Below are 24,277 nucleotides of genomic sequence, written 5' to 3' on the forward strand. Positions count from 1 at the left end.
AACGCTAATTGTGATTGGTTGAATAATTTTCTAGGAGGGGAAAGCTCTCCTAGAATCTATCAAAGTAGGGATTGTAAATGAATTTTAGTGACAAAATCAATTCGATCCACCTAGATGTATTAAAAGAAATCGGAAATATTGGAGCAGCCCATGCTGCAACGGCATTATCAGACTTATTGCAAAAGAAAATTGATATGCGTGTTCCAAATGTAGAAATGGTTTCTTTTAATGACATGATGGAATTAGCTGGTGGCTCGGAAAATGTAGTAGTTGGTATTTTTTTACGCATTGAAGGCGATGCGGAAGGTAGCATGTTTTTTATTCTTCCGATTGAACAAGCAAATCGCTTTATTCGTCGTTTAATTCACGATGAATCGTTTGATTTTTATGCGCCATCTGTTCCAGAATTAGGCTTATCTGCAATGCAGGAAATGGGGAATATTTTATCGGGTTCCTATTTATCCGCGTTGTCTGATTTTACTGGATTGAAAATTTACCCAACAGTACCTGGATTGAGTGTAGATATGTTTGGTGCAATTATTAGTATTGGTTTAATTGAACTATCCCAAGTGAGCGACACCGTAATTGTTATTAATACAGCGATTTTTGAAGAAGACATTAAAGATGAAGAGGCTGTAAGAGGGAATTTCTTCTTATTACCAAATCCAGAATCATTTGAAGCGATATTTAAAGCATTAGGAGTACCGATTGAATGATATTATCGCATGGAAATGAAGTCGTTAAAGTCGGAATCGCTCAAATGGATGTAGTAAAAACGCCAAAGACAATTCGTACATCAGGTTTAGGGTCTTGTGTTGGCGTTATTATTTATGATGAATCAAAAAAAATTGCTGGGTTAGTACATGTTATGTTACCTGATTCTAGTTTAGGTAGAACGGAATCAATTAATGAAGCGAAATTTGCAGATACAGGTGTTAGTGCTTTGGTGAACTTAGTAAAACTTCAAGGGGCTCAAAGTTTTAAACTGAAGGCAAAGATTGCTGGTGGTGCCCAAATGTTTCAGTTTACTTCAGATAAAAGTTCGATGCGAATAGGACCTAGAAATGTAGAAGCAGTCAAAGAGCAATTACGAAAATTGAGAATTCCAATTATCGCAGAAGATACAGGCGGTAATAGTGGAAGAACAATTGAATTTAATCCAGAGACGAGTATGTTGAATATTCGTACGGTCAATCGAGGTGTAAGTGATATATGATGTTTGGTTCGTTATTTTATAATTTTTGGGCTGCATTATGTTCATTCACGGTGTATTTTATATGGGCAGTGCAAGATCCATTTGCTTTTCCATTGCCGACAATTGGTGCATCATTAGTAGTTGCTTTGATTGGTTTTATCGCAATGTTTTTAATCCGTGCTTTTATAGGCTATGTGTTTTATACACCGGAGCATATTGCGTATTCAGAAGTGGATTCACCTTCAAATGTAGAACCGTTACATGCAGAGCAGCAACAATTTGTTCCTCAAAATAAACGAACAACGGTTGAGTTTGAAGAAGATAATACAGAAGAAATTGCCAATGTTGTACGCACAATGCTACATGGTCAAGAAGAAGCAATACAAAAATAGATCAAAAGTCGACATAGTCGGCTTTTTTTTTGGCGAAAAAATGATGAAATAGCCATGTATCATCCTTCTGTCACATGTTTATTTGTCGACTTTTTGATATAATAAAAGATAATTAAGTTTAAATGTCAAGGAGGGTGGATTCAGGTGACTCAGCAAAGGCATATGGAAGAGCAAGCACTATGGATTCGTTGGACAACTGACCGAGATCCCGATGCGGGGGACCTACTTATAAGAAAATTTAAGCCACTCGTGTCCTATCATGTACAACGTATTGCGGTAGGTTTACCAAAAAATGTTTCAAGAGATGATTTGACTAGTTTAGGGATGATGGGCTTATTTGATGCGCTCAACAAATTTGATATAAATCGTGATTTGAAATTCGATACATATGCCTCATTTCGCGTTCGTGGTGCAATTATTGATGGGTTGCGTAAAGAGGATTGGCTTCCACGATCGGCTCGTGAAAAGGCTAAAAAGCTAGAAGGACAAATCGAAAGTTTAGAGCAAAAGTTGATGCGCCATGCAACACCAGAAGAGCTAGCAGAACATATGGAAATACCTGTTGAAGAAGTGTATCAAACATTCCATGAACATTTTTATTCAAATGTTTTATCCATTAACGAACAATTAGATCAAGATGATAATGAAGGGAAATCTTTCGTTATTCGAGATGACCATACAAAGACGCCAGAACAACAAATTGTTCATTCCGAACTATTAGGAGATTTGGCTCATAATATTCAAAAACTAAATGAAAAAGAGCAGCTTGTCATTAGTTTGTTTTATACAGAGGAAATGACTTTAACCGAAATTGGTGAAATGCTAGAATTATCGACATCGCGTATTTCTCAAATTCACTCGAAAGCGTTATTTAAATTACGTAAACTATTAACTTCTGAAATGATGAATGCTTAGGAGGTATTGTTATGAGTTTAAAAGGCGTAGAGTTACAAATTGCCATTCCAAAAACGTTTGATGCTGGGAAAATGGCCGATCAACACCATCAAAGAACGATCAATCAACAGCTTGATGCAAATGAAGCGTTAAAACGTGAAATTGAACGGAAGCAATTAGCTGTGAATACATCAGAAGGTATGGATGCCATTGACGAGGAAGATGAAAATGATGCTTCAAATAATGGGCAAACATCGAATGGAAAGAATAAGAAAAAAAAGCAACAGCAAGAACAGGACGTGCATCATCCTTTTAAAGGGAATCTGTTCGATTTTAGCGGTTAGGAGAAATAATGGTTACAGGATTAATAATCGCATTGTTTATCATCCAGTTAATAACGATATTTATCATCATTCTTCTGAATAGTAAAATTTCGAAGTTTAAAGATTTGGAAATTCGCCAAAACCAATTGATTCGTGAAATGGATGATGCAATAGGTCTTTATTTAGTCGAAATGAAAGAAGAAAATGATCGTCTTATTAAGGAGCTTCAACAAACGAAGGAAAAAGGAATTGTTTCTCAGGTGACAAAACCTTTGCCCTCTGTTGAAAAAAAGGCACCAATTACAGTCCAACCTGAGCAAGCAACAACTATAAGTCAAAATGGACAAGTTTCACTTACAACAGAAGAAGTAACGGGACTTGAAGTGCGTCAATATATTCCGAAAGCAATGGTCACGAATGCTTACAGTAAACAAAAAGCTCAATCTCCCGAAGAAGTGCCACAAGCGGAATCAGAGCAAAATAAACAACTGTCGATAGCAGAGGAAGTAGTAGAAGATACAATTCCCAAAAAGCAAACTTACGAGGAGCAAGTGATATCCTATCATAAAGCAGGAATGAGCGTCGAAAATATAGCAAAAACGATGCAAAGAGGCAAAACAGAAATAGAGCTTCTGATCAAGTTTCATGCGTAAAGTAGTTGCACTTGCCAGATCGTTATGTTATATTAACAAACGGTGTTAAACATTACACACGTATTTTGATGTAGTAAGTGGTGCTAGACATATTCTAGTAGCTTGTTGCAGATGAAAAATACGGAGGGAAAAAACCAAACATTTTAGGAGGAAACACACATGTCAGTAATTTCTATGAAACAATTACTTGAAGCTGGTGTACATTTCGGTCACCAAACTCGCCGTTGGAACCCAAAAATGAAGAAATATATCTTCGTTGAGCGTAACGGTATCTACATTATCGATTTACAAAAAACAGTTAAAAAATTAGAGGAAGCTTACAACTTCATGCGTCAAGTTGGTCAAGACGGTGGTAAAGTTTTATTCGTTGGTACGAAAAAACAAGCACAAGAAGCGATCAAAGATGAAGCTGAACGTTCAGGCAACTATTACATTAACCAACGTTGGTTAGGTGGTACTTTAACTAACTTCGGTACAATTCAAAAACGTGTTAAGCGTATGAAAGATATCGAAAAAATGGAAGAAGACGGTATCTTTGACGTACTTCCTAAAAAAGAAGTAATCCAACTTAAAAAAGAACACGAACGTTTAGTAAAATTCTTAGGCGGTATCCGCGATATGAAAGCTATTCCGGACGTAATGTTCATCGTAGACCCTCGTAAAGAGCGTATCGCAGTTGCAGAAGCAATCAAATTAAACATCCCTCTAGTTGGTATCGTAGACACTAACTGTGATCCAGATGAAATTGATTACGTAATCCCTGCAAACGATGATGCTATCCGTGCTGTTAAATTATTAACTGCTAAAATGGCTGACGCTTTATTAGAAGCTAAACAAGGTGAAGAAGAAGCTCCAGCTGTAGAATCTGCTGAGTAATTCACCTTCAAAAAAGGTGATAAGTGGCTGATACCCTTATCGCCTTTTTTTGAGACAACTTTAACTTGAGGAAGTTTGCTTCAAACCTCAACTATCTAGTATAGTGGAGTACGAATGATTTCAAAAAATTAATATAAATTTTAGGAGGAAACTCAACATGGCAACAATTTCTGCACAATTAGTAAAAGAATTACGTGAAAAAACTGGCGCAGGTATGATGGACTGCAAAAAAGCATTAGTTCAAACTGAAGGTAACTTAGAAGCGGCAATCGACTTCTTACGTGAAAAAGGTTTAGCTGCTGCAGGTAAAAAAGCAGACCGTATCGCTGCTGAAGGTACAACTTATATTTTAGAAAACGGTAATGAAGCAATCCTTATTGAAGTAAACGCTGAAACAGACTTCGTTGCGAAAAACGAACAGTTCCAAGAATTAGTTTCTTCATTATCTGAGCAATTATTAACTGCTAAACCAGAATCAGTAGAAGCTGCTTTAGAATTAGAAAAAGACGGCGTGAAAATTGCTGACCAAATTTCTACAGCTACTGCAACAATCGGTGAAAAAATTTCATTACGTCGTTTTGAAATTAAAACAAAAACAGATGCAGACGCATTTGGTGCTTACTTACACATGGGCGGTCGTATCGGTGTATTAGTGGTTCTTGAAGGTTCTACTGACGCTGCTGCTGCAAAAGACGTTGCAATGCACATTGCTGCAATTAACCCAACTTACGTATCTCGTGATGAAGTTTCTGCAGACGAAGTTGAACGTGAACGCAAAGTATTAACTGAGCAAGCGTTAAACGAAGGTAAACCAGAAAACATCGTTGCGAAAATGGTAGAAGGTCGTCTGAGCAAATATTTCGAAGACGTATGTTTATTAGACCAAGCTTTCGTTAAAAACTCTGACCAAAAAGTACGTGACTTCGTTAAATCTTTAGGTGGTACAGTGACAAGCTTCACTCGTTACGGCGTAGGTGAAGGTATCGAAAAACGTGAAGATAACTTCGCGGAAGAAGTAATGAACCAAGTTAAAGGTAACTAATTTATAATATCTATATTAGTTAACGATAAATGAAGTAAAAAGAGTAGGGAGCACCATTTGCGTGTTCCCTATTTTTAACAGATATAATTAATGCAAGTGAAATAGCTTACATAAGTAGTAAGTATAGACTATTTCCTTTTAAATAAATGGGTAACGGAGGTCTACTATGGATGTGTCTCAATACAAACGAGTAGTAATTAAACTAAGTGGTGAAGCATTAGCAGGAGATCTAGGCTTTGGATTCTCACCAGAAGTAATCAAATCAATTGCAGGCGAAATTAAAGAAGTCATTGATTTGGGTGTAGAAGTAGCCTTAGTAGTTGGCGGTGGAAACATTTGGCGTGGTAAAATCGGTGCTGAAATGGGCATGGAGCGTGCAAATGCAGACTATATGGGGATGTTAGGAACAGTGATGAATGCATTAGCATTGCAAGATTCTCTGGAAAATCTTGGTGTTCCAACACGTGTTCAGTCGTCAATTGTTATGACACAAGTTGCAGAACCTTATATTCGTCGTAAAGCAGTGCGTCATTTAGAAAAGTCTCGCGTTGTTATTTTTGCGGCGGGTACGGGGAATCCTTATTTCTCTACAGACACAACGGCAGCGTTGCGTGCAGCAGAAATTAATGCAGATGCAATTTTAATGGCGAAAAATAATGTTGACGGCGTTTACTCCGCTGACCCAAAATTAGACCCTACTGCTGTTAAGTATGATACACTTACTTATTTAGACGTTATTCAACAAGGTTTACAAGTGATGGATTCAACAGCATCAACATTATGTATGGATAATGATATTAAGCTTGTTGTTTTCAATTTGTCTGAACAAGGAAATATTAAACGTGCCGTAATGGGCGAAAAAATCGGAACTGTAGTTAGGAGAGATGCGTAATGTCAAAGCAAGTATTAGATCAAGCTCAAGATAAAATGACGAAATCAATTGGTGCTTTCTCTCGAGAACTAGCATCAATTCGTGCGGGTGTGGCCAATGCGTCACTACTTGACCGTATTCAAGTAGATTATTATGGTGCACCAACACCGATTAACCAATTAGGCGGTGTTTCTGTACCAGAAGCTCGTCTATTAGTCATCTCACCTTATGATAAAACTATTTTAGGTGAAATTGAAAAAGCAATTATGCGTTCAGATATCGGTATTACACCGACAAACGATGGGAATGTAATTCGTTTAGCAATACCAGCTTTAACGGAAGAGCGTCGTAAAGACTTAGTAAAACTAGTTAAAAAGACAGCTGAAGAAGCAAAAGTAGCGGTTCGTAACGTTCGTCGTGATGCTAATGATGACCTTAAAAAGTTAGAGAAAAATGGAGAAATTACGGAAGATGAATTACGTGGTTTCGGTGAAGATATCCAAAAACTAACAGATAGCTCGATCGTTAAAGTAGACGAGCTTGTAAAAGAAAAAGAAAAAGAAATTTTAACAGTTTAACTTGTGGAATTAACGAATGGCCAACATTCTATTGGACCAAATTTTTTTTACGAGTAAGTGAACTTTAAATGGATAAAAACGTCCTGCTAGTAAGGACGTTTTTTTAAGTGGATAATATTTAATCCATTACGCCTCGTCGTAAATGCGTCTAGATTTTTTTCGGGCTTGCTCGAAAAATGCCACTAAAATTCTGTGACATCCGGTGGGAAATTTAACTTGCTGTAACAAGTTAAATAGGTAATTTATAGGTTAACCTATAAAGGCAAGAATGGAAAAAGTTTAGCAAAGAGTCATTTCGTTATGAAATACATAATAGATTAGTAAGAGAAGTGCGAATAAGAGGCTTCCTTGTTGAGTGGGTTTAAGAAGTAAACGAGGACATGAAAATACTTTTTTGATATGATAAACTAGAAAATAGTCCGATATGTGCAGTTGGGGGAATTAATGATGTTTAAAAAACTTTTAATGAAAAAAATGAATAAAATTACGCCAACAATGAATGAAAGTGTGGGCTTAGTTAAAGGTGAAGACATTCCTACCCATATTGCGATCATCATGGACGGTAATGGTCGTTGGGCAAAAAAACGTTCAATGCCACGTGTTGCAGGGCACCATGAAGGAATGAAAACCGTTCGTAAAATTACGCGTTGTGCTTGTGATTTAGGGGTGAAAGTATTAACGCTGTATGCATTTTCAACCGAGAATTGGAAGCGCCCTAAATCAGAAGTAGAATTTTTAATGAAATTACCTGAGCAATTTTTAACGTCCTTTTTACCGGAGTTGATGGAACGTAATATCCGGATTGAGATGATCGGTGTTATGGAAACACTCCCGAAATATACGCAAGCCGCACTACAAAAAGCAATGGATGCGACGAAAAATAATACGGGACTTATTTTAAACTTTGCAATGAATTACGGCGGTCGTGCCGAAATTGTGATGGCGATGCAACAGTTGATGAAAGAAGTAGAAGCAGGTACGCTTGCAATTGAAGAAATCAATGAACAACATATTACACAACATCTCATGACGGCTCACTTACCAGAGCCTGATTTACTCATTCGAACGAGTGGTGAAGTGAGAATTAGCAATTTTATGTTATGGCAGCTCGCATATACGGAATTTTGGTTTACCAATACGCATTGGCCAGACTTTGATGAGGCATGCTTAAAGGAAGCCATCACGGTGTATCAAAACCGTAACCGCCGTTATGGAGGGCTGAAAGGAGAAGGAACGAATTGAAACAACGCATTATTACCGGAGTAATAGCTGCAGCATTATTTATTCCATTTGTTATTTATGGAGGCGCTCCGTTTGCACTTGTAATTTGTGCACTAGCCATAGTCGGATTTTATGAAATTTTAAAAATGAAAAATATTTCTATCGTTTCAATTCCGGGAATTTTAGGCTTGTTAGCATTGTTAATACTTGTCATTCCAGAAACATGGTCAACTGAGGTCGTGCAAACCTTAGGCTATGACTCGAAATTAATGATTGTTTACGGGATTGCAGCGCTATTATTAATTTATACTGTACTTGTTAAAAATAAAATGACATTTGATGAAATTGGCTTTATTTTATTAGGTATATTTTATGTTGGACTAGGCTTTCATTACTTTATTGAAGCACGAATGATTGGTTTAGAATTTATCGTTTTTGCGTTGCTTGTTGTTTGGACAACCGATTCAGGCGCGTATTTTGTCGGACGTAAACTAGGGAAAAATAAATTGTGGCCAGAAATTTCGCCTAACAAAACGATAGAAGGATTTGTTGGGGGGATTGTCATCGCTGTGTTATTTGCCATCGCGATGCAAATGATTTATCCGTTTACTGCAAGCTATTTGCAACTAATTATTGTTACTATTGTTGCTTCGATTGTCGGTCAAATGGGTGATTTAGTTGAATCAGCCATCAAGCGTCATTACGGTGTAAAGGATTCAGGAAATATTTTACCAGGTCATGGGGGCATTTTAGATCGCTTTGACAGTTTATTATTTGTCGTACCTTTACTACATTTTTTACATTTTTTTGCGTAATTAAAAGAGGGGAAGTATTGCTGTGAAAAAGATTAGTTTATTAGGTGCAACAGGTTCAATTGGATGGCAAACTTTTGATATTTTACTGGCACATCCTGACCAATTTAAACTTGTTGCATTTTCTGCTGGACAAAATATTGAAAAATCACGTCAAATTATTGAAAAGCTTCAACCTGAATTAGTATCGATGCAAACAGAGGAAGCTGCACGTTTATTGCAAAAGGATTATCCGACGATTGCTTTTACATATGGTGAAAAAGGTCTTGTTGATGTAGCGACACATCCTGAATCGACGGTATTAGTGAACGCTGTTTTAGGCAGTGTCGGTTTAGAGTCAACGCTTGCTGCCATTCGCATGGGGAAAACAATTGCCATTGCGAATAAAGAAACGTTAGTAACGGCAGGCCATTTAGTGATGGCGGAAGCGAAGAAGTATAATGCGCCGATTTTACCAGTAGATAGTGAACATTCGGCTTTATTTCAATCGATGAACGGTGAAAATCCGAAACGAATCGAACGTCTTATTTTAACAGCTTCTGGTGGTTCATTCCGCGATAAAACGCGCGAACAGTTAGACGGTGTAACGGTAAGGGATGCACTGAATCATCCGAACTGGTCAATGGGCGCAAAAATTACAATCGATTCTGCGACAATGATGAATAAAGGGCTGGAAGTAATCGAAGCGCATGTGTTATTTAATATGCCTTATGACAATATTGATGTGTTGTTACACCGAGAGAGTATTATTCATTCAATGGTCGAATTTGAAGATACAAGTGTGATCGCTCAACTTGGTACGCCGGATATGCGTGTGCCGATTCAATATGCACTGAGTTATCCAGATCGTCTTCCGTTACAAAATGGGCAACGTTTAAACTTAGCGCAAATTGGTCAACTTCATTTTAAAGAGGTTGATTTTGATCGTTTCCGTGCGTTGAAGCTTGCTTATGATGCAGGACGAATGGGTGGTACAATTTTAACGGCAATGAATGCAGCAAATGAAGCAGCTGTCGCATTATTTTTACAAGAAAAAATGACGTTTCTACAAATTGAGGAATGCATTGAACGTGTGATGAATAAGCATAATAATATTTTAGTGCCAGATTTACAAACGATTTTACATGTAGATAGTGAGACGAGAAAATCTGTTGCAAGCATGGTAGAATAGGGAACTATGAGGGTAAACTAGAGGATATTTTCCGTGTTTACTCAAACGAAGGTGGGAGATTATGCAAACAGTTATTGCCTTTATCGCAATTTTTGGCTCACTAGTATTTTTCCATGAGCTAGGACACTTTATATTTGCAAAGCGCGCGGGTATTATGGTACGCGAGTTTGCCATTGGGATGGGTCCGAAAATTTTCGGAATGACGAAAGGTGAAACGGTTTATACGCTACGCCTTTTACCGATCGGTGGTTATGTTCGAATGGCGGGTGAGGACACAGATTCCGTTGAGTTACAGCCAGGGTATCGTGTAGCACTCGTGACAAACGAAGAGAATATCGTTGAAAAAATCGTATTAAACCAAAAAATGCAATATCAAAATGTCATTTTCTTAGAAGTGGAACGTGCGGATTTAGAAAAAGAGCTATGGATTGAAGGCTATGATGAAGAGGACAAGCTCGTTCGTTATAACGTCTCACGCACGGCGACAATCGTTGAAAATGGAACAGAGCTTATTATTGCGCCGCTAGATCGTCAATTTAACTCTAAATCGGTTGGTGCGCGTGCAATGGCCATTTTTGCAGGCCCATTATTCAACTTTATTTTAGCATTCTTCATTTTTGTCATCATGGGGTTATTCCAAGGGATACCTTCAAAAGACCCTGTTATTTCAGAAGTTATGGATGATCGTCCTGCGAGTGCAGCAGGGCTTCAAGATGGTGACCGTGTTACGAAAATTAATGGTGAGTCGATTAGTAGCTGGGAGCAACTGTCGGCAATCATTCAACAAAACCCAGGTAAAAGCCTAGAGTTTGAAGTGGACCGCAGTGGTACAACGGCAACAGCCAATGTAGTCCCACAAGGTGTCGAACAAGGTGAGGGTGAAATCGTGGGTCAAATTGGTGTTATGCGTCCGATCGAAACGAACCCTCTAAAAGCGATTCCTTATGGTGCTGAACAAACGTATGATATGATCGTTTTAATTGGTTCACTTGTAGGTAAGCTCGTTACGGGGCAGTTTTCAATTGAAGCACTTTCAGGACCAGTAGGCATTTATAAGACGACTGAAACGGTTGTGACATATGGTTTTTATAATATCCTTTACTTTGCTGCGATGTTAAGTGTCAATTTAGGGATTATGAACTTATTACCACTACCTGCTTTAGATGGCGGTCGTTTATTGTTCTTCGCATTTGAAGCGGTTCGAGGGAAACCGATGGATCGTCAAAAAGAAGGTATGATTCACTTTGTAGGTATTGTTCTATTAATGATTTTAATGGTAGTCGTGACATGGAACGATATTCAACATTTCTTCTTCTAATGGTTAATGGTAAATGAAATAAATATGAATTTAAAAATGGAAGCTTTGGGCGTTTTGTACGAATAGTACTAGCGTTCAAAGCTAAATTTTATTAGTATATAAGAAGGTAGAATTTCTTAAGCAACAATTGAATTTGTTATCTTATTCAATTATAGATTGGGTAAGATGTTTTGATCTATTACTAAATAATTATGAAATATAAAGGTGGCACTCTTTTATGAAACAAAGTTTAACGTTTATTCCAACATTACGTGAAAACCCATCAGATGCAGATGTGAAATCACACCGTCTTCTTTTACGCGCAGGTTTTATTCGTCAAAATGCATCAGGTATTTACTCGTATTTACCATTAGCGAAACGCGTACTAACAAAAATTGAACAAATTGTGCGCGAAGAGATGGAAGCGATTCATTCCGTCGAACTATTAATGCCTGCCATGCAAGCAGCTGAACTTTGGCAAGAATCAGGTCGCTGGGAAGCATACGGTCCAGAATTAATGCGTTTAAAAGACCGTCATGATCGTGATTTCGCATTAGGTGCAACACATGAAGAAGTGATTACAACATTAGTGCGTGACGAAATTAAATCGTACAAAAAATTACCTTTAACACTATACCAAATTCAAACAAAATTCCGCGATGAAAAACGTCCACGCTTCGGATTATTACGCGGACGCGAATTTATTATGAAAGATGCGTATTCATTCCATTCATCTCGTGAATCTTTAGATGCAACATATGATGATATGTACCGTGCTTATTCGAACATCTTTACTCGCCTTGGCTTAAACTTCCGTGCAGTAATCGCGGATGCAGGTTCAATCGGTGGTAAAGGGACACATGAGTTCATGGTATTATCTGAAATTGGGGAAGATACAATCGCTTACTCAGACACTTCAGATTACGCAGCAAATATCGAAATGGCGGAAGTTGTCGTAGAATACACAACGCCTGATACGCCGAAAAGTGCGATTGAAAAAGTGGCAACACCAGATCAAAAGACAATTGAAGAAGTATCTTCATTCTTAAATGTTGACGCTTCAAATGTGATCAAAACACTAGTATTTAATATTGATGAAGAGCTAGTTATTGTATTAGCGCGTGGCGATCACGAAATCAATGATATTAAATTGAAAAATGCATTAGGTGCAGCATCAGTAGAGCTTGCAGAAGATGCGGCAATTAAAGAATTACTAGGCTGTGCACCAGGTTCAATTGGTCCGGTTAAATTACCGTTAAATGTGAAAGTAATTGCAGATAATGCGATTAAATCAATTTGTAACGGTGTTGCTGGGGCAAATGAAGACGGCTTCCACTTATTAAATGTCAATCCGGAACGTGACTTTGCCGTTGCTTCTTATGAAGATATTCGCTTTATTCAAGAGGGAGACCCTTCACCAGATGGACAAGGTATCATTAAATTTGCTGAAGGTATTGAAGTAGGCCATATCTTTAAACTTGGTACGACGTATTCAGAAAAAATGAATGCAACGTTTTTAGATGAGCAAGGCAAGGCAAAACCATTCATTATGGGCTGCTATGGTATCGGGGTTTCTCGTATACTTGCAGCAGTTGCTGAACAATTCCAAGATGATAATGGCTTTACATGGCCGAATCAATTGGCGCCATATGATGTTCATTTAGTAACTGTAAATACAAAGGATGAAGCGCAAGTTCAGTTATCGGATGAATTATACGGTTTATTAAAATCATATCGCTATGATGTTCTTTATGATGATCGTGCAGAGCGTGCAGGTGTTAAATTTGCAGATGCGGATTTAATTGGCTTACCAGTGCGTATTACTGTTGGTAAAAAAGCGTCAGAAGGTATTGTAGAAGTGAAATTCCGTACAACTGGTGAATCGGCTGAGTGGGCAAAAGAAGAAGTATTTGACCGCTTAAACGAATATTTCCGTAAAAACTAATTTACTAGTGAAAAGATAGCAAATCAAAACTAAATGATGGATTTTGATTGATTATCTCGGATAATGTTTACTAGTAACTATATAAAAAACAGCAACTCGCGCTATTTTGGCGTGAGTTTTGTTTTTTAGGAGAAACTTAAATTAAATAAAATGAATTAAATTAGGAAGGTGAACGAATTGGCACAACAGGAGGCAAAACAAAAGTTCTTACTTCTGTTACAACAACTTGAACTAACAGATGACGTCTATATGTCCTTCTTTGAAAAAGGTGAGCTGGAACGAGTAACGGTTCATAAAAAGAAACGTCTATGGCACTTTAAAATAAAGGTGAACAATATTTTGCCTTTCGAAGTATATCAATTATTACGAATGAGGATGGCAGAAAAGTTTTCTCATATTGCATCTGTTTTATTAACGATTGACTCATTTAATCCCGTTGTTAACGAGCAGCATATTTTAGATTATTGGTACCCTGCGATTGAACAAATTGCGGATATGTCACCTTTATTACGTGAAAATTTATCGAAGCAAGTACCTAAGTGGACAGGTCATAAGCTTGTTGTCACTTCAATGCTAGAAGTGGAATTTTTAGCATTGAAGGCGAAATATACCGATAAAATTGCTGATTCATACCGCGCATTTGGTTTCCCACATATCCCACTAGAGTTCAAGCTTGTAGAGGAATCCGAAGAATTTATTGCACAGCAAGAAGCGTTTTATATGCAACGACAAGAAGAAGAAGAACGTTTATCGAAACAGGCGATGGCAGACTTTGCAATGCGAGAAAAGGAAAAGGCAGACAACCCAGGCGCAGTAACGAGCGATGTCGCATTCCAATTAGGTGCTCTAATCAAAAATGCAGAATCAACGGAAATTCGTACAATTTTAGAAGAAGAACGCTCGATTATTATTGAAGGATTTATTTTTGCAGTAGATGTAAAAGAATTGCGCAGTGGTCGCTCACTTCTTGAAATAAAAGTATCGGATTATACAGATTCCTTGATGGTCAAAATGTTCTCAAATAGCGATGAAGAAGTGGCGAAAATGAACATGATTAGTAAAGGAATGTGGGTAAGACTACGCGGCTCTATCCAAATGGATACATTCGCACGTGATTTAGTCATGATGGTAAAAGATATTAATGAAATCAAAAAAGAACCGCGTAAAGATCATGCTCCAGAAGGTGAGAAACGTGTGGAATTGCATCTACATACGCCGATGAGCCAAATGGATGCAATGACACCTGTCGATAAATTAGTCGCACAGGCCGCGAAATGGGGACACCCTGCCATTGCCATTACAGACCATGCCGTCGTTCAATCTTTCCCAGAAGCTTATTCTGCCGGAAAGAAAAACGGCATTAAAGTCATTTATGGTGTAGAGGTGAACTTAGTAGACGATGGAAAACCAATTGCTTATGACCCGATTGATTCACCACTAGAGGATACTACTTATGTTGTATTTGACGTGGAAACGACAGGTTTTTCCAATGTGTATGACACCATTATTGAATTAGCTGCTGTTAAAATCAAAAATGGCCAAGTGCTCGATACGTTTGAGCGCTTTTCGAATCCACATCGCAAATTAACGGCAAAAATTATAGAATTGACGCATATTACGGATGATATGCTTGTGAATGCGCCAGAAATTGAAGAAGTTATTACAGAATTCCATGATTTTATTGGTGATTCAGTCGTTGTAGCGCATAATGCAGCATTCGACTTAGGTTTCCTTTATGTTGCTTATAAAAAAGCGGGCTTGGGACATGTACGACATCCGGGTATTGATACCGTGGAGTTATCCCGCTTAGTCAACCCTACACAAAAGTCACATAGTTTAAAAACGTTAACGAAAAAATATAATATCGAATTAACGCAACATCACCGTGCGATTTATGATACGGAAGCGACAGGGGAATTATTGCTTCATCTACTGAAGCAAACGGCAGATTTAGGTATTCGAAATTTAAATGAATTAAATGATCATGTCGGAGGGGAAGAAGGGTATAAGCAAGCCCGTCCAAGCCACTGTACAGTTTTAGCGGTAGATGATGCAGGATTGAAAAATATGTTTAAGCTTATTACCATTTCACATACCCAAACATTTTATCGCGTACCACGGATACGTCGTTCGGACTTGCAAAAGTATCGTGAAGGTTTAATTATCGGCTCGGGTTGCTCGAACGGTGAGTTATTCGAAACGATGATGAATAAAACCCCAGAAGAAGCGGAACGAATTGCGCAGTTTTATGATTATTTAGAAGTGATGCCAAAACCGGTTTATTCGCAGCTAGTTGATGGTGGAACCGTGCATGATGAGTGGGCGTTAGAAGACATTATTCGTCGTATTGTCAAGCTCGGTAAAAAATTGAATTTGCCGGTCGTTGCAACAGGTAATGTACATTATTTACATGAAACAGATGCCAAGTTCCGTCAAATTTTAATTGGCTCTATGGGTGGTGCGAATCCATTAAATCGCCAGCCTTTACCGAAAGTTCATTTCCGTACGACCGATGATATGTTGAAGGAATTTGATTTTTTAGGCCCCGATTTAGCAAAAGAGGTCGTTGTGACGAATACACACCTTGTTGCCGATATGATTGGTGATGTTAAACCGATTAAAGACGACTTATATACGCCGAAAATTGAAGGTTCTGATGATGAAGTAACGAACTTAACGTATGAAATGGCACATGAAATATACGGAGAGACTTTACCGGAAATTGTGCAAGCGCGTATTGATAAGGAATTAAAATCGATTTTAGGTCACGGTTTTGGGGTAATTTATTTAATTTCAGCAAAGCTCGTGAAAAAATCATTAGCGGATGGCTACTTAGTTGGATCGCGTGGTTCGGTAGGTTCTTCACTTGTCGCAACCTTTATGGAAATTACCGAAGTGAATCCATTGCCTCCACATTATGTATGTCCGAACTGTAAGCATTCCGAATTTATTGCAGATGGTACTGTCGCATCAGGTTATGACTTACCGAATAAAGAATGTCCAAAATGTGGTGAGCAATATAAAAAAGACGGGCATGATATTCCGTTCGAAACATTCCTAGGATTCAAAGGAGATAAGGTACCCGACATCGATTTGAACTTCTCAGGTGAGTACCAACCACAAGCCCATAACTATACGAAAGTACTGTTCGGGGAAGATTATGTATATCGTGCCGGTACGATAGGAACAGTTGCTGAAAAAACGGCTTATGGCTATGTGAAAGGTTATGGCAACGATCATGGCATTACTTATCGTAATGCAGAAGTGGATCGACTTGTACAAGGCTGTACCGGGGTAAAACGAAATTCAGGACAACACCCGGGGGGAATTATTGTTGTACCAGACTATATGGATATTTATGATTTTACACCAATCCAATTCCCTGCAGATGCACAGGATGCTGAATGGAAAACGACACATTTTGATTTCCACTCGATTCACGATAATATTTTGAAACTTGATATTCTAGGGCACGATGATCCAACGGTTATTCGTATGCTACAAGATTTATCGGGCATTGATCCAAAAACAATCCCGACCGATGATCCGATTGTTATGGAAATTTTTAGTTCAACGAAATCGCTCGGTGTAACGGAAAAGCAAATTGGCACAAAAACAGGGACGCTAGGCATTCCAGAATTCGGGACTAAGTTCGTTCGCCAAATGCTTGAAGAAACGAAACCATCTACATTTAGTGAGCTCGTGCAAATCTCAGGGCTGTCACACGGAACGGACGTATGGTTAGGGAATGCTGCTGATTTGATTAAAGATGGTACCTGTGTTTTATCCGAAGTAATTGGTTGCCGTGATGATATTATGGTGTATTTAATTTACCAAGACCTTGAACCATCGTTTGCCTTTAAAATTATGGAATCGGTGCGTAAGGGGAAAGGGTTATCCGATGATATGGAAGCCGAAATGCGCGCGAAGAAAGTACCAGAGTGGTATATCGACTCATGTAAAAAGATCAAATACATGTTCCCGAAAGCCCACGCTGCTGCCTATGTATTAATGGCGGTCCGTATTGCTTGGTTTAAAGTACATCACCCAATTTTATATTATGCGGCGTACTTTACAGTGCGAGCATCTGATTTTGATTTAATCGCTATGACACAAGGTTCAGTCATGATTCGCAAAAAAGTCGATGAAATCAACATGAAAGGTTTGGATGCAGCACCTAAAGAAAAAAGTTTACTAACTGTAATGGAAATTGCTTTAGAAATGTGTGAGCGTGGAATGAACTTTAAAAAGATTGATTTATATCGTTCTCATGCAAGTGAATTTATCATTGAAGGCAATTCACTCATTCCACCATTTGATTCGATTCCAGGACTCGGTACAAACGTGGCGAAACAGATTGTCGAAGCACGTAAAAATGGTGAGTTCTTGTCAAAAGAGGACTTGCAACAACGTGGTCGTGTTTCGAAAACATTGATTGAGTATATGGATGACCTCGGATGTTTAGAAGGAATGCCAGATGCGAACCAATTATCGCTTTTCTAATAGGAAACCAAGTGAAAGTTTCGATAAGTAGCAAAATTTGCAATCAAAATGGCTTTGTGCTATGCTAAACGTAATAATTTGTTGATAGTTCGCCAGCAAAAGAGTGGGATTTCCCGCTCTTTTCTGTTGTTTAGACAACTATTTACACAAATTTTTCAATGAAAATTCGTCCTGTTTGAACAAAAATCTTCGCAATCTATAAAGATGTTAGATTTTTTGAACTTGTTAAACAGTGGCGTAAGGAGGATACGATGAGCAAAATTACGTCGATCATTGAAGAGCTAGTGACACCAATCGTTGAAGAACTTGAGTTAGAATTAGTTGACGTCGAGTTCATAAAAGAAGGACGCGACTGGTTCCTTCGTGTTTATGTAGACACACATACAGGCGGCATTGACATTTTACAATGCGCTCAAGTAAGTGAACGCTTAAGCGAAAAACTGGATGAAAATGATCCAATCGAGCAAAACTATTATTTAGAAGTTTCTTCACCAGGTGCAGAACGCCCGTTAAAAAAGCAAGAGGACTTCGAGAATGCAATTGGCAAATATATTTATGTGAAGACTTATGAACCAATAAAGGATTTAAAAGAATTCCTTGGTTATTTACGTGCATATACTGAAACATATTTAGAAATTGAAATCCGTATTAAGACACGTAAATTAACAGTACAAATTGACAAAGAAAAAATTGCGCAAGCCCGACTTGCCATTGATTTTTCAGATAAGCAAATTTAGGAGTGAAAACAAAATGAGTAGTGAATTACTAGATGCCCTAACTGCCCTAGAGGAGCAAAAAGGTATTTCAAGAGATGTATTAATTGAGGCGATTGAAGCCGCTTTAGTTACAGCTTATAAACGCAACTTCAACCAAGCGCAAAATGTGCGTGTAGACTTGAATCTTGATACAGGTTCAATGGTTGTTTATTCACGCAAAGACGTGGTAGAAGATGTAGAAGATGAACGTTTAGAAATCGCATTAGAAGATGCGAAATATATTAATGCAGCTTATGAAATTGGTGACGTTGTAGAAGAAGAAGTAACACCTCGTAATTTTGGTCGTATTGCCGCACAAACTGCGAAACAAGTTGTTACACAACGCGTTCGTGAAGCAGAGCGCGGTCTTATTTATGAAGAATATGTAGACCGTGAAGATGATATTGTTACAGGTGTTATTGAACGTCAAGATGCACGTAATATTTACGTTAGCATCGGTAAAGTAGAGGCTGCATTACCTGTAAATGAGCAAATTCAAGGTGAAGTTTATAAGCCACAATCACGTATTCGTGTTTATATTACGAAGGTAGAACGTACAACTCGTGGTCCACAAGTAATTGTATCTCGTACTCATCCAGGTTTATTACGTCGCCTATTTGAAATGGAAGTACCGGAAATTTATGATGGTACAGTAGAAGTGAAATCAATTGCACGTGAAGCTGGAGACCGCTCTAAAATTTCAGTTTATGCACATAACGAAGAAGTGGATCCAGTAGGTTCATGTGTTGGTGCAAAAGGTGCACGTGTACAAACGATTGTCAATGCATTAAATGGCGAAAAAATTGACATTGTTGAATGGTCTGAGGATCCGGTCGTATTTGTAGCAAATGCGCTAAGTCCTTCAAAAGTTTTAGACGTTCAAGTAAATGAAGAAGAAAAGTCAACAACAGTCGTAGTACCAGATTATCAATTATCTCTTGCAATTGGTAAACGTGGTCAAAATGCTCGTTTAGCTGCAAAGTTAACGGGGTGGAAGATTGATATAAAGAGCGAAACAGATGCACGTGAATTAGGGATTTATCCTTCAGAAACGAGCACATTTATTCCTCAAGAAGATTCACAAGAAGTTGTTTTTGACTTATATGGTGATGACGAAGAATAATCCATCATTCGTAGGCGCTTTGTAAGGAGGGTGAGTAAAATGGCTGTAAACAAAAAAGTTCCATTACGAAAATGCGTTGCAACAGGTGAAATGTTGCCGAAAAAATCAATGATTCGTGTCGTCCGTTCAAAGGAAGGCGAAGTAAGCGTTGATGTGACGGGGAAAAAAGCTGGGCGTGGAGCCTATGTTTCAAAAGCAGAAGCAGCTGTTGACATTGCACGTAAAAAGAATATTTTAGATCGCCAGCTTGATGCAAAAGTGCCGGATGAGATATATGAAGAATTATTGACCCTTATTCGTAGGGAGTCTATCATATGAATAAACCCGCATTATTACAGCTGTTAGGTTTAGCGGCACGTGCACGAAAAACAATTTCTGGAGAAGAACTAGTGGTCAAGGAAATTCGCGGTGGAAAAGCAAAGTTAGTTTTACTTGCATCGGATGCTTCCAATAATACTAGTAAAAAAATTCAAGATAAATGTACGTTTTACAACGTTGAGTATTATATTTTTGGGGATCGTTATGATCTTGGACATGCTACCGGGAAGGAAGCGCGGGTAGCGATTGCTATTACTGATAGCGGATTTGCTAAAAAAATGTCTAGTCTACTCAACGAAAATTAATCGGGGGTGAGCAGATGAGCAAAGTAAGAGTTCATGAATATGCGAAAAAGGTAAACAAGACGAGTAAGGAAATTATTGACCATTTGACAAAAATTGATCAACCTGTGAAAAATCACATGGCGGTCATTGATGTTGAAACTGTTTCGAAACTTGATTCTGTCTTTAAGCAAGTAGCAGAGCCAACAAAGAATACTTCAATGAAACCAACTGGCAAAGCTGCCAATGAAACACCAAAAGCGCAACAAGGACAACCGAAAAAAGAAAATCAAGTACGTCAACAATCTAATGCAACGAATGATCAACCAAAGAAATCAAACACTGCCACAGGGCAACCACAATCGCAACAGGGCGAAAAACAAAAGAATGCAAAAGGTAACCAAAACAGAAATATGACTCAAAATACAAATAATAACCGCAAAGGCGGCAACCCAAATAACAACAGTAACAATAAAGGCGGTTTCCAACAACGTAGAAGACCAGGTATTAATGGTGGTAAACGTCGTACGAATCGTCCAGCACCACAACCAATGGTACAAAAAGAATTACCAGAAAAAATTACATTCTATGAAAGCTTATCAGTAGCTGAATTAGCAAAAAAATTACACCGTGAACCATCAGAAATCATCAAAAAATTATTTATGCTTGGTGTAATGGCAACAATTAACCAAGAATTAGATAAGGATGCAATCGAATTAATTTGTGCAGACTATGGTGTAGAAGTTGAAGAAGAAATCCGTATCGACAAAACAGACCTTGATACGTACTTCGATGAAACAATCGTAGAAGTGGACGAAAATGCTTTAGAAGAGCGTCCACCAGTTGTTACAATTATGGGGCACGTTGACCATGGTAAAACTTCAACACTTGACTCAATCCGTAAAACGAAAGTAACAGCGGGTGAAGCAGGTGGTATTACACAACATATCGGTGCATACCAAGTTGAAATTAACGGAAAGAAAATTTCATTCTTAGATACTCCGGGACACGCAGCATTCACAACAATGCGTGCGCGCGGTGCTTCGATTACGGATATCGCGATTATTGTCGTAGCAGCGGATGACGGTGTTATGCCTCAAACTGTTGAAGCGATTAACCACGCGAAAGCAGCGGAAGTTCCAATTATCGTAGCAATCAACAAAATGGATAAACCAACTGCTAATCCGGATCGTGTACAACAAGAGTTAACAGAGCACGGTTTAGTGCCTGAAGCATGGGGTGGAGATACAATCTTCGTACCAATTTCAGCGTTAAAAGGCGAAGGAATTGACCAACTTTTAGAAATGATTTTATTAGTTTCTGAAGTAGGTGAATTAAAAGCGAATCCAACTCGTACAGCAATTGGTACAGTGATCGAAGCACAACTTGATAAAGGTCGTGGGGCGGTAGCAACATTACTTGTTCAAGATGGTACATTACGTGTTGGTGACCCAATCGTAGTAGGTCATGCATATGGTCGTGTACGTGCAATGGTAAATGACATCGGTCGCCGTATTAAAGCAGCCGGTCCATCTATGCCGATTGAAGTTACTGGCTTAAATGAAGTACCACAAGCGGGTGACCGTTTCGTTGTATTCCAAGATGAAAAAACAGCTCGTCAAGTTGGTGAGTCTCGTTCAATGACAGCGATTCAAGCACAACGTTCTGAAAAGCAACGTGTAACGCTTGATAACTTATTCGAACAAATGAGCCAAGGCGAAATGAAAGAGCTAAACTTAATCGTAAAAGCAGACGTACAAGGTACTGTGGAAGCAATGGCCTCATCATTAATGAAAATTGAAGTTGAAGGTGTAAACGTTAAAATTATCCACACGGGTGCAGGTGCAATTACTGAATCAGATATCTCTCTTGCGGCAGCTTCAAATGCAATCGTAATTGGTTTCAACGTACGTCCAGATACAAATGCGAAGCGTGCAGCAGAAGAAGAAGGCGTTGATATTCGTCAACACCGTATTATTTATAAAGTAATTGAAGAAATCGAACAAGCGATGAAAGGTATGTTAGACCCAGAATACGAAGAGAAAATCGTTGGTCAAGCAGAAGTTCGTCAAGTTATTAAAGTATCGAAAGTTGGTACAATCGCTGGTTCTTACGTTATCGAAGGAAAAATCGTTCGTGACGCAGGCGTTCGTGTTATCCGTGAAAACGTTGTTATTTTTGAAGGCGACTTAGATTCATTAAAACGCTTCAAAGATGATGCAAAAGAGGTAGCAAGAGGCTATGAGTGTGGTATTACAATTAAAAACTACAATGATGTTAAAGAAGGCGACATCATTGAAGCATTCATTATGGAAGAAATTATCCGTAAATAATGATTGTATATGCAGAAGTTGAATTCATGATTCCTGCTGCCCACTCATTGAAAGAAAAACGCGCTGTTCTCCAAAGAATGGTGACCCGAACAAAACAAAAATTTAATGTTTCCGTTGCTGAAATTGACCATCAAAATGTGTGGCAACGCACAAGATTAGCACTCGTGTCCGTCGCTTCTTCAAAAGATGCTGCGGAACGAGAGCTCATGCATGCCCTCTCTTTTTTACAGTCAAACCCACAATGGGAACAACTCGAATTTTATCGGGAATATTTATAACAAAAGTCCATTCACATAATGGCAACTTAGTCGTAAAATGAGGTGACTTTTATGTCTCTACGTTCTAACCGTGTTGGTGAACAAATGAAAAAAGAACTTGGTGAAATTATCGGACGCAAAATTAAAGATCCGCGCGTAGGATTTGTGACTGTAACAGAAGTAGCTGTTACGGGTGACCTACAGCAAGCAACTGTGTATATCACATCTTTAGGCAATGAACGCGAGCGTGCAGAAACACTGAAAGCTTTAGAAAAAGCATCTGGATTTATCCGTTCAGAAATCGGCTCTCGCATTCGTTTGCGCCGTACACCAGAGTTACTTTTCGAGTTCGATACAGCAATCGAGTATGGAAATAAAATCGATGCATTGCTTCGTGGTTTACACGAAAAACAATAAAATGCAACAAAAGCCTGCACTGCATATTTTATGCAGGCAGGTTTTTTGTTTTTTATCCAGTAAGACCATTAATCAATAGATAAAGGGGACGTTCACAGCGATGAATGGCATACTTCCATTATGGAAAGAGCGCGGAATGACGAGTCATGACTGCGTTTTTAAACTTCGAAAAATTTTAAAGACAAAAAAAGTAGGGCATACGGGTACGTTAGACCCTGGTGTAGAAGGCGTTTTACCAATATGTATTGGACAAGCAACCCGAATTGCAGAATATTTAACAGATACAGGGAAAACATATGAAGCAGTTATTTCAATCGGACGTACAACAACAACTGAGGATGCAGAAGGTGAAACGGTAGCACAAGATGAAACGTTTAAATCATGGAATCGTGCACAGATTTTACAAGCACTTGAATCTTTAACGGGGGAAATTGAACAGACGCCACCGATGTTCTCCGCAGTAAAAGTAAATGGTAAAAGATTATACGAATATGCTCGTGCAGGTCAAACAGTGGAACGACCTACACGAAAAATTACAATTTACGAGCTTGAACTTTTAGATGATGCACAAAAATTTGAAGGCGAAGAAGTTCATTTTTCCATTCGAATTAAATGTTCAAAAGGGACGTATATTCGTACACTTGCCGTTCAAATCGGTGAAGCATTAGGATTCCCTGCTCATATGCATGAACTTGTTCGCACGGCATCGGGTACGTTTACAAAGGAAAATTGTTTGACGCTTGCTGAAGTTGCTGAATTAATGGAAGCGGGGCAGTCACAACAATTTTTATTACCAGTGGAATATGCACTTTCCGATTATCCTTATATTGAAATAACAGCGGATATCGAAAAGCAAATTTTTAATGGACAAGTGCTCCCAATCCATGCATTATTAAAGGAACATGATAAGATTGTATATGGGGTAGCAGGAAGAGCATTTGCGGTATATATCGCGCATCCGACAAAATTAGACCAAATGAAGCCGGATAAAATGTTTCCCGAACTAGATTAGGAGGCACA

Annotated in this window: 24 protein-coding genes; all 24 read left to right on the forward strand. The window is 38.4% G+C overall.

Translation table 11 applies throughout. The features are described 5' to 3' along the window. Positions 1-77: 77 nt before the first annotated feature. The 24 genes from MHI10_RS04895 (at position 78) to truB (ending at position 24,269) form a co-directional block, all read left to right on the forward strand. Positions 78-716: a chemotaxis protein CheC gene (locus MHI10_RS04895; RefSeq protein WP_340783482.1), complete on the forward strand. Its 639-nt coding sequence runs from the start codon at positions 78-80 to the stop codon at positions 714-716. Beyond that, complete coding sequence (locus tag MHI10_RS04900) at positions 713-1,216, forward strand: chemotaxis protein CheD (RefSeq protein WP_340783483.1); 504 nt, start codon at positions 713-715, stop codon at positions 1,214-1,216. The genes MHI10_RS04895 and MHI10_RS04900 overlap by 4 nt, the downstream gene beginning before the upstream one ends. Continuing rightward, a complete protein-coding gene (locus MHI10_RS04905; RefSeq protein ID WP_340783485.1) occupies positions 1,213-1,587 on the forward strand; it encodes a multidrug transporter in 375 nt (124 codons plus the stop codon). The genes MHI10_RS04900 and MHI10_RS04905 overlap by 4 nt, the downstream gene beginning before the upstream one ends. Before the next feature lie 162 nt (positions 1,588-1,749). Then, positions 1,750-2,502, forward strand: coding sequence for a FliA/WhiG family RNA polymerase sigma factor (locus tag MHI10_RS04910; protein WP_340789145.1), 753 nt, complete (start codon positions 1,750-1,752; stop codon positions 2,500-2,502). A gap of 11 nt (positions 2,503-2,513) precedes the next feature. After that, the gene (locus MHI10_RS04915) at positions 2,514-2,825 is read left to right on the forward strand and encodes an RNA polymerase subunit sigma (RefSeq protein ID WP_340783486.1); all 312 of its coding nucleotides are present in this window, start codon (positions 2,514-2,516) and stop codon (positions 2,823-2,825) included. An 8-nt stretch (positions 2,826-2,833) separates the two neighbouring features. Next, a complete protein-coding gene (locus MHI10_RS04920) occupies positions 2,834-3,457 on the forward strand; it encodes a DUF6115 domain-containing protein (RefSeq protein ID WP_340783487.1) in 624 nt (207 codons plus the stop codon). A gap of 159 nt (positions 3,458-3,616) precedes the next feature. Further along, a complete protein-coding gene (rpsB, locus tag MHI10_RS04925) occupies positions 3,617-4,333 on the forward strand; it encodes a 30S ribosomal protein S2 (protein WP_340783490.1) in 717 nt (238 codons plus the stop codon). Positions 4,334-4,490: 157 nt separating this feature from the next. Then, a complete protein-coding gene (tsf, locus tag MHI10_RS04930; RefSeq protein ID WP_340783491.1) occupies positions 4,491-5,375 on the forward strand; it encodes a translation elongation factor Ts in 885 nt (294 codons plus the stop codon). 166 nt (positions 5,376-5,541) lie between these two features. Then, complete coding sequence (gene pyrH, locus MHI10_RS04935) at positions 5,542-6,267, forward strand: UMP kinase (RefSeq protein ID WP_340783494.1); 726 nt, start codon at positions 5,542-5,544, stop codon at positions 6,265-6,267. Further along, the gene (gene frr, locus MHI10_RS04940) at positions 6,267-6,824 is read left to right on the forward strand and encodes a ribosome recycling factor (RefSeq protein WP_340783495.1); all 558 of its coding nucleotides are present in this window, start codon (positions 6,267-6,269) and stop codon (positions 6,822-6,824) included. The genes pyrH and frr overlap by 1 nt, the downstream gene beginning before the upstream one ends. Positions 6,825-7,271: 447 nt before the next feature. Then, positions 7,272-8,066, forward strand: a complete 795-nt coding sequence (locus MHI10_RS04945) for an isoprenyl transferase (protein WP_340783496.1) — start codon at positions 7,272-7,274, stop codon at positions 8,064-8,066. Further along, positions 8,063-8,860, forward strand: a complete 798-nt coding sequence (locus MHI10_RS04950) for a phosphatidate cytidylyltransferase (RefSeq protein ID WP_340783498.1) — start codon at positions 8,063-8,065, stop codon at positions 8,858-8,860. The genes MHI10_RS04945 and MHI10_RS04950 overlap by 4 nt, the downstream gene beginning before the upstream one ends. Positions 8,861-8,882: 22 nt before the next feature. Next, positions 8,883-10,028, forward strand: a complete 1,146-nt coding sequence (gene dxr, locus MHI10_RS04955) for a 1-deoxy-D-xylulose-5-phosphate reductoisomerase (RefSeq protein WP_340783500.1) — start codon at positions 8,883-8,885, stop codon at positions 10,026-10,028. A gap of 61 nt (positions 10,029-10,089) precedes the next feature. After that, entirely contained in the window at positions 10,090-11,346 is a 1,257-nt protein-coding gene (gene rseP / locus MHI10_RS04960; protein WP_340783502.1) for an RIP metalloprotease RseP, read from the forward strand. 217 nt (positions 11,347-11,563) lie between these two features. Beyond that, positions 11,564-13,270, forward strand: coding sequence for a proline--tRNA ligase (locus MHI10_RS04965; RefSeq protein WP_340783503.1), 1,707 nt, complete (start codon positions 11,564-11,566; stop codon positions 13,268-13,270). A 177-nt stretch (positions 13,271-13,447) separates the two neighbouring features. After that, a complete protein-coding gene (locus MHI10_RS04970) occupies positions 13,448-17,773 on the forward strand; it encodes a PolC-type DNA polymerase III (protein ID WP_340783505.1) in 4,326 nt (1,441 codons plus the stop codon). Between the two features lie 251 nt (positions 17,774-18,024). Next, positions 18,025-18,510 carry a ribosome maturation factor RimP gene (gene rimP, locus MHI10_RS04975; RefSeq protein ID WP_340783506.1) on the forward strand — a complete coding sequence of 162 codons (486 nt, stop codon included), beginning with the start codon at positions 18,025-18,027 and terminating at the stop codon, positions 18,508-18,510. A gap of 13 nt (positions 18,511-18,523) precedes the next feature. Next, positions 18,524-19,651, forward strand: a complete 1,128-nt coding sequence (gene nusA / locus MHI10_RS04980) for a transcription termination factor NusA (RefSeq protein WP_340783508.1) — start codon at positions 18,524-18,526, stop codon at positions 19,649-19,651. A 39-nt stretch (positions 19,652-19,690) separates the two neighbouring features. Further along, positions 19,691-19,969, forward strand: coding sequence for an RNase P modulator RnpM (rnpM, locus tag MHI10_RS04985; protein WP_340783510.1), 279 nt, complete (start codon positions 19,691-19,693; stop codon positions 19,967-19,969). Beyond that, a complete protein-coding gene (locus tag MHI10_RS04990) occupies positions 19,966-20,274 on the forward strand; it encodes a YlxQ family RNA-binding protein (RefSeq protein ID WP_340783512.1) in 309 nt (102 codons plus the stop codon). The genes rnpM and MHI10_RS04990 overlap by 4 nt, the downstream gene beginning before the upstream one ends. Positions 20,275-20,288: 14 nt before the next feature. Next, complete coding sequence (infB, locus tag MHI10_RS04995) at positions 20,289-22,583, forward strand: translation initiation factor IF-2 (protein WP_340783515.1); 2,295 nt, start codon at positions 20,289-20,291, stop codon at positions 22,581-22,583. Next, positions 22,583-22,861 (forward strand): DUF503 domain-containing protein, encoded by a 279-nt coding sequence (locus MHI10_RS05000; protein WP_340783518.1) that lies wholly within the window; start codon positions 22,583-22,585, stop codon positions 22,859-22,861. The genes infB and MHI10_RS05000 overlap by 1 nt, the downstream gene beginning before the upstream one ends. 51 nt (positions 22,862-22,912) lie before the next feature. Then, on the forward strand, positions 22,913-23,257 hold the full coding sequence (rbfA, locus tag MHI10_RS05005; RefSeq protein ID WP_340783521.1) for a 30S ribosome-binding factor RbfA: 345 nt from the start codon (positions 22,913-22,915) through the stop codon (positions 23,255-23,257). Positions 23,258-23,357: 100 nt separating this feature from the next. Continuing rightward, positions 23,358-24,269 (forward strand): tRNA pseudouridine(55) synthase TruB, encoded by a 912-nt coding sequence (truB, locus tag MHI10_RS05010; protein ID WP_340783523.1) that lies wholly within the window; start codon positions 23,358-23,360, stop codon positions 24,267-24,269. Positions 24,270-24,277 lie beyond the last annotated feature (8 nt).

The sequence above is a fragment of the Solibacillus sp. FSL K6-1523 genome, assembly GCF_038005225.1.
Classification (GTDB): Bacteria; Bacillota; Bacilli; order Bacillales_A; family Planococcaceae; genus Solibacillus.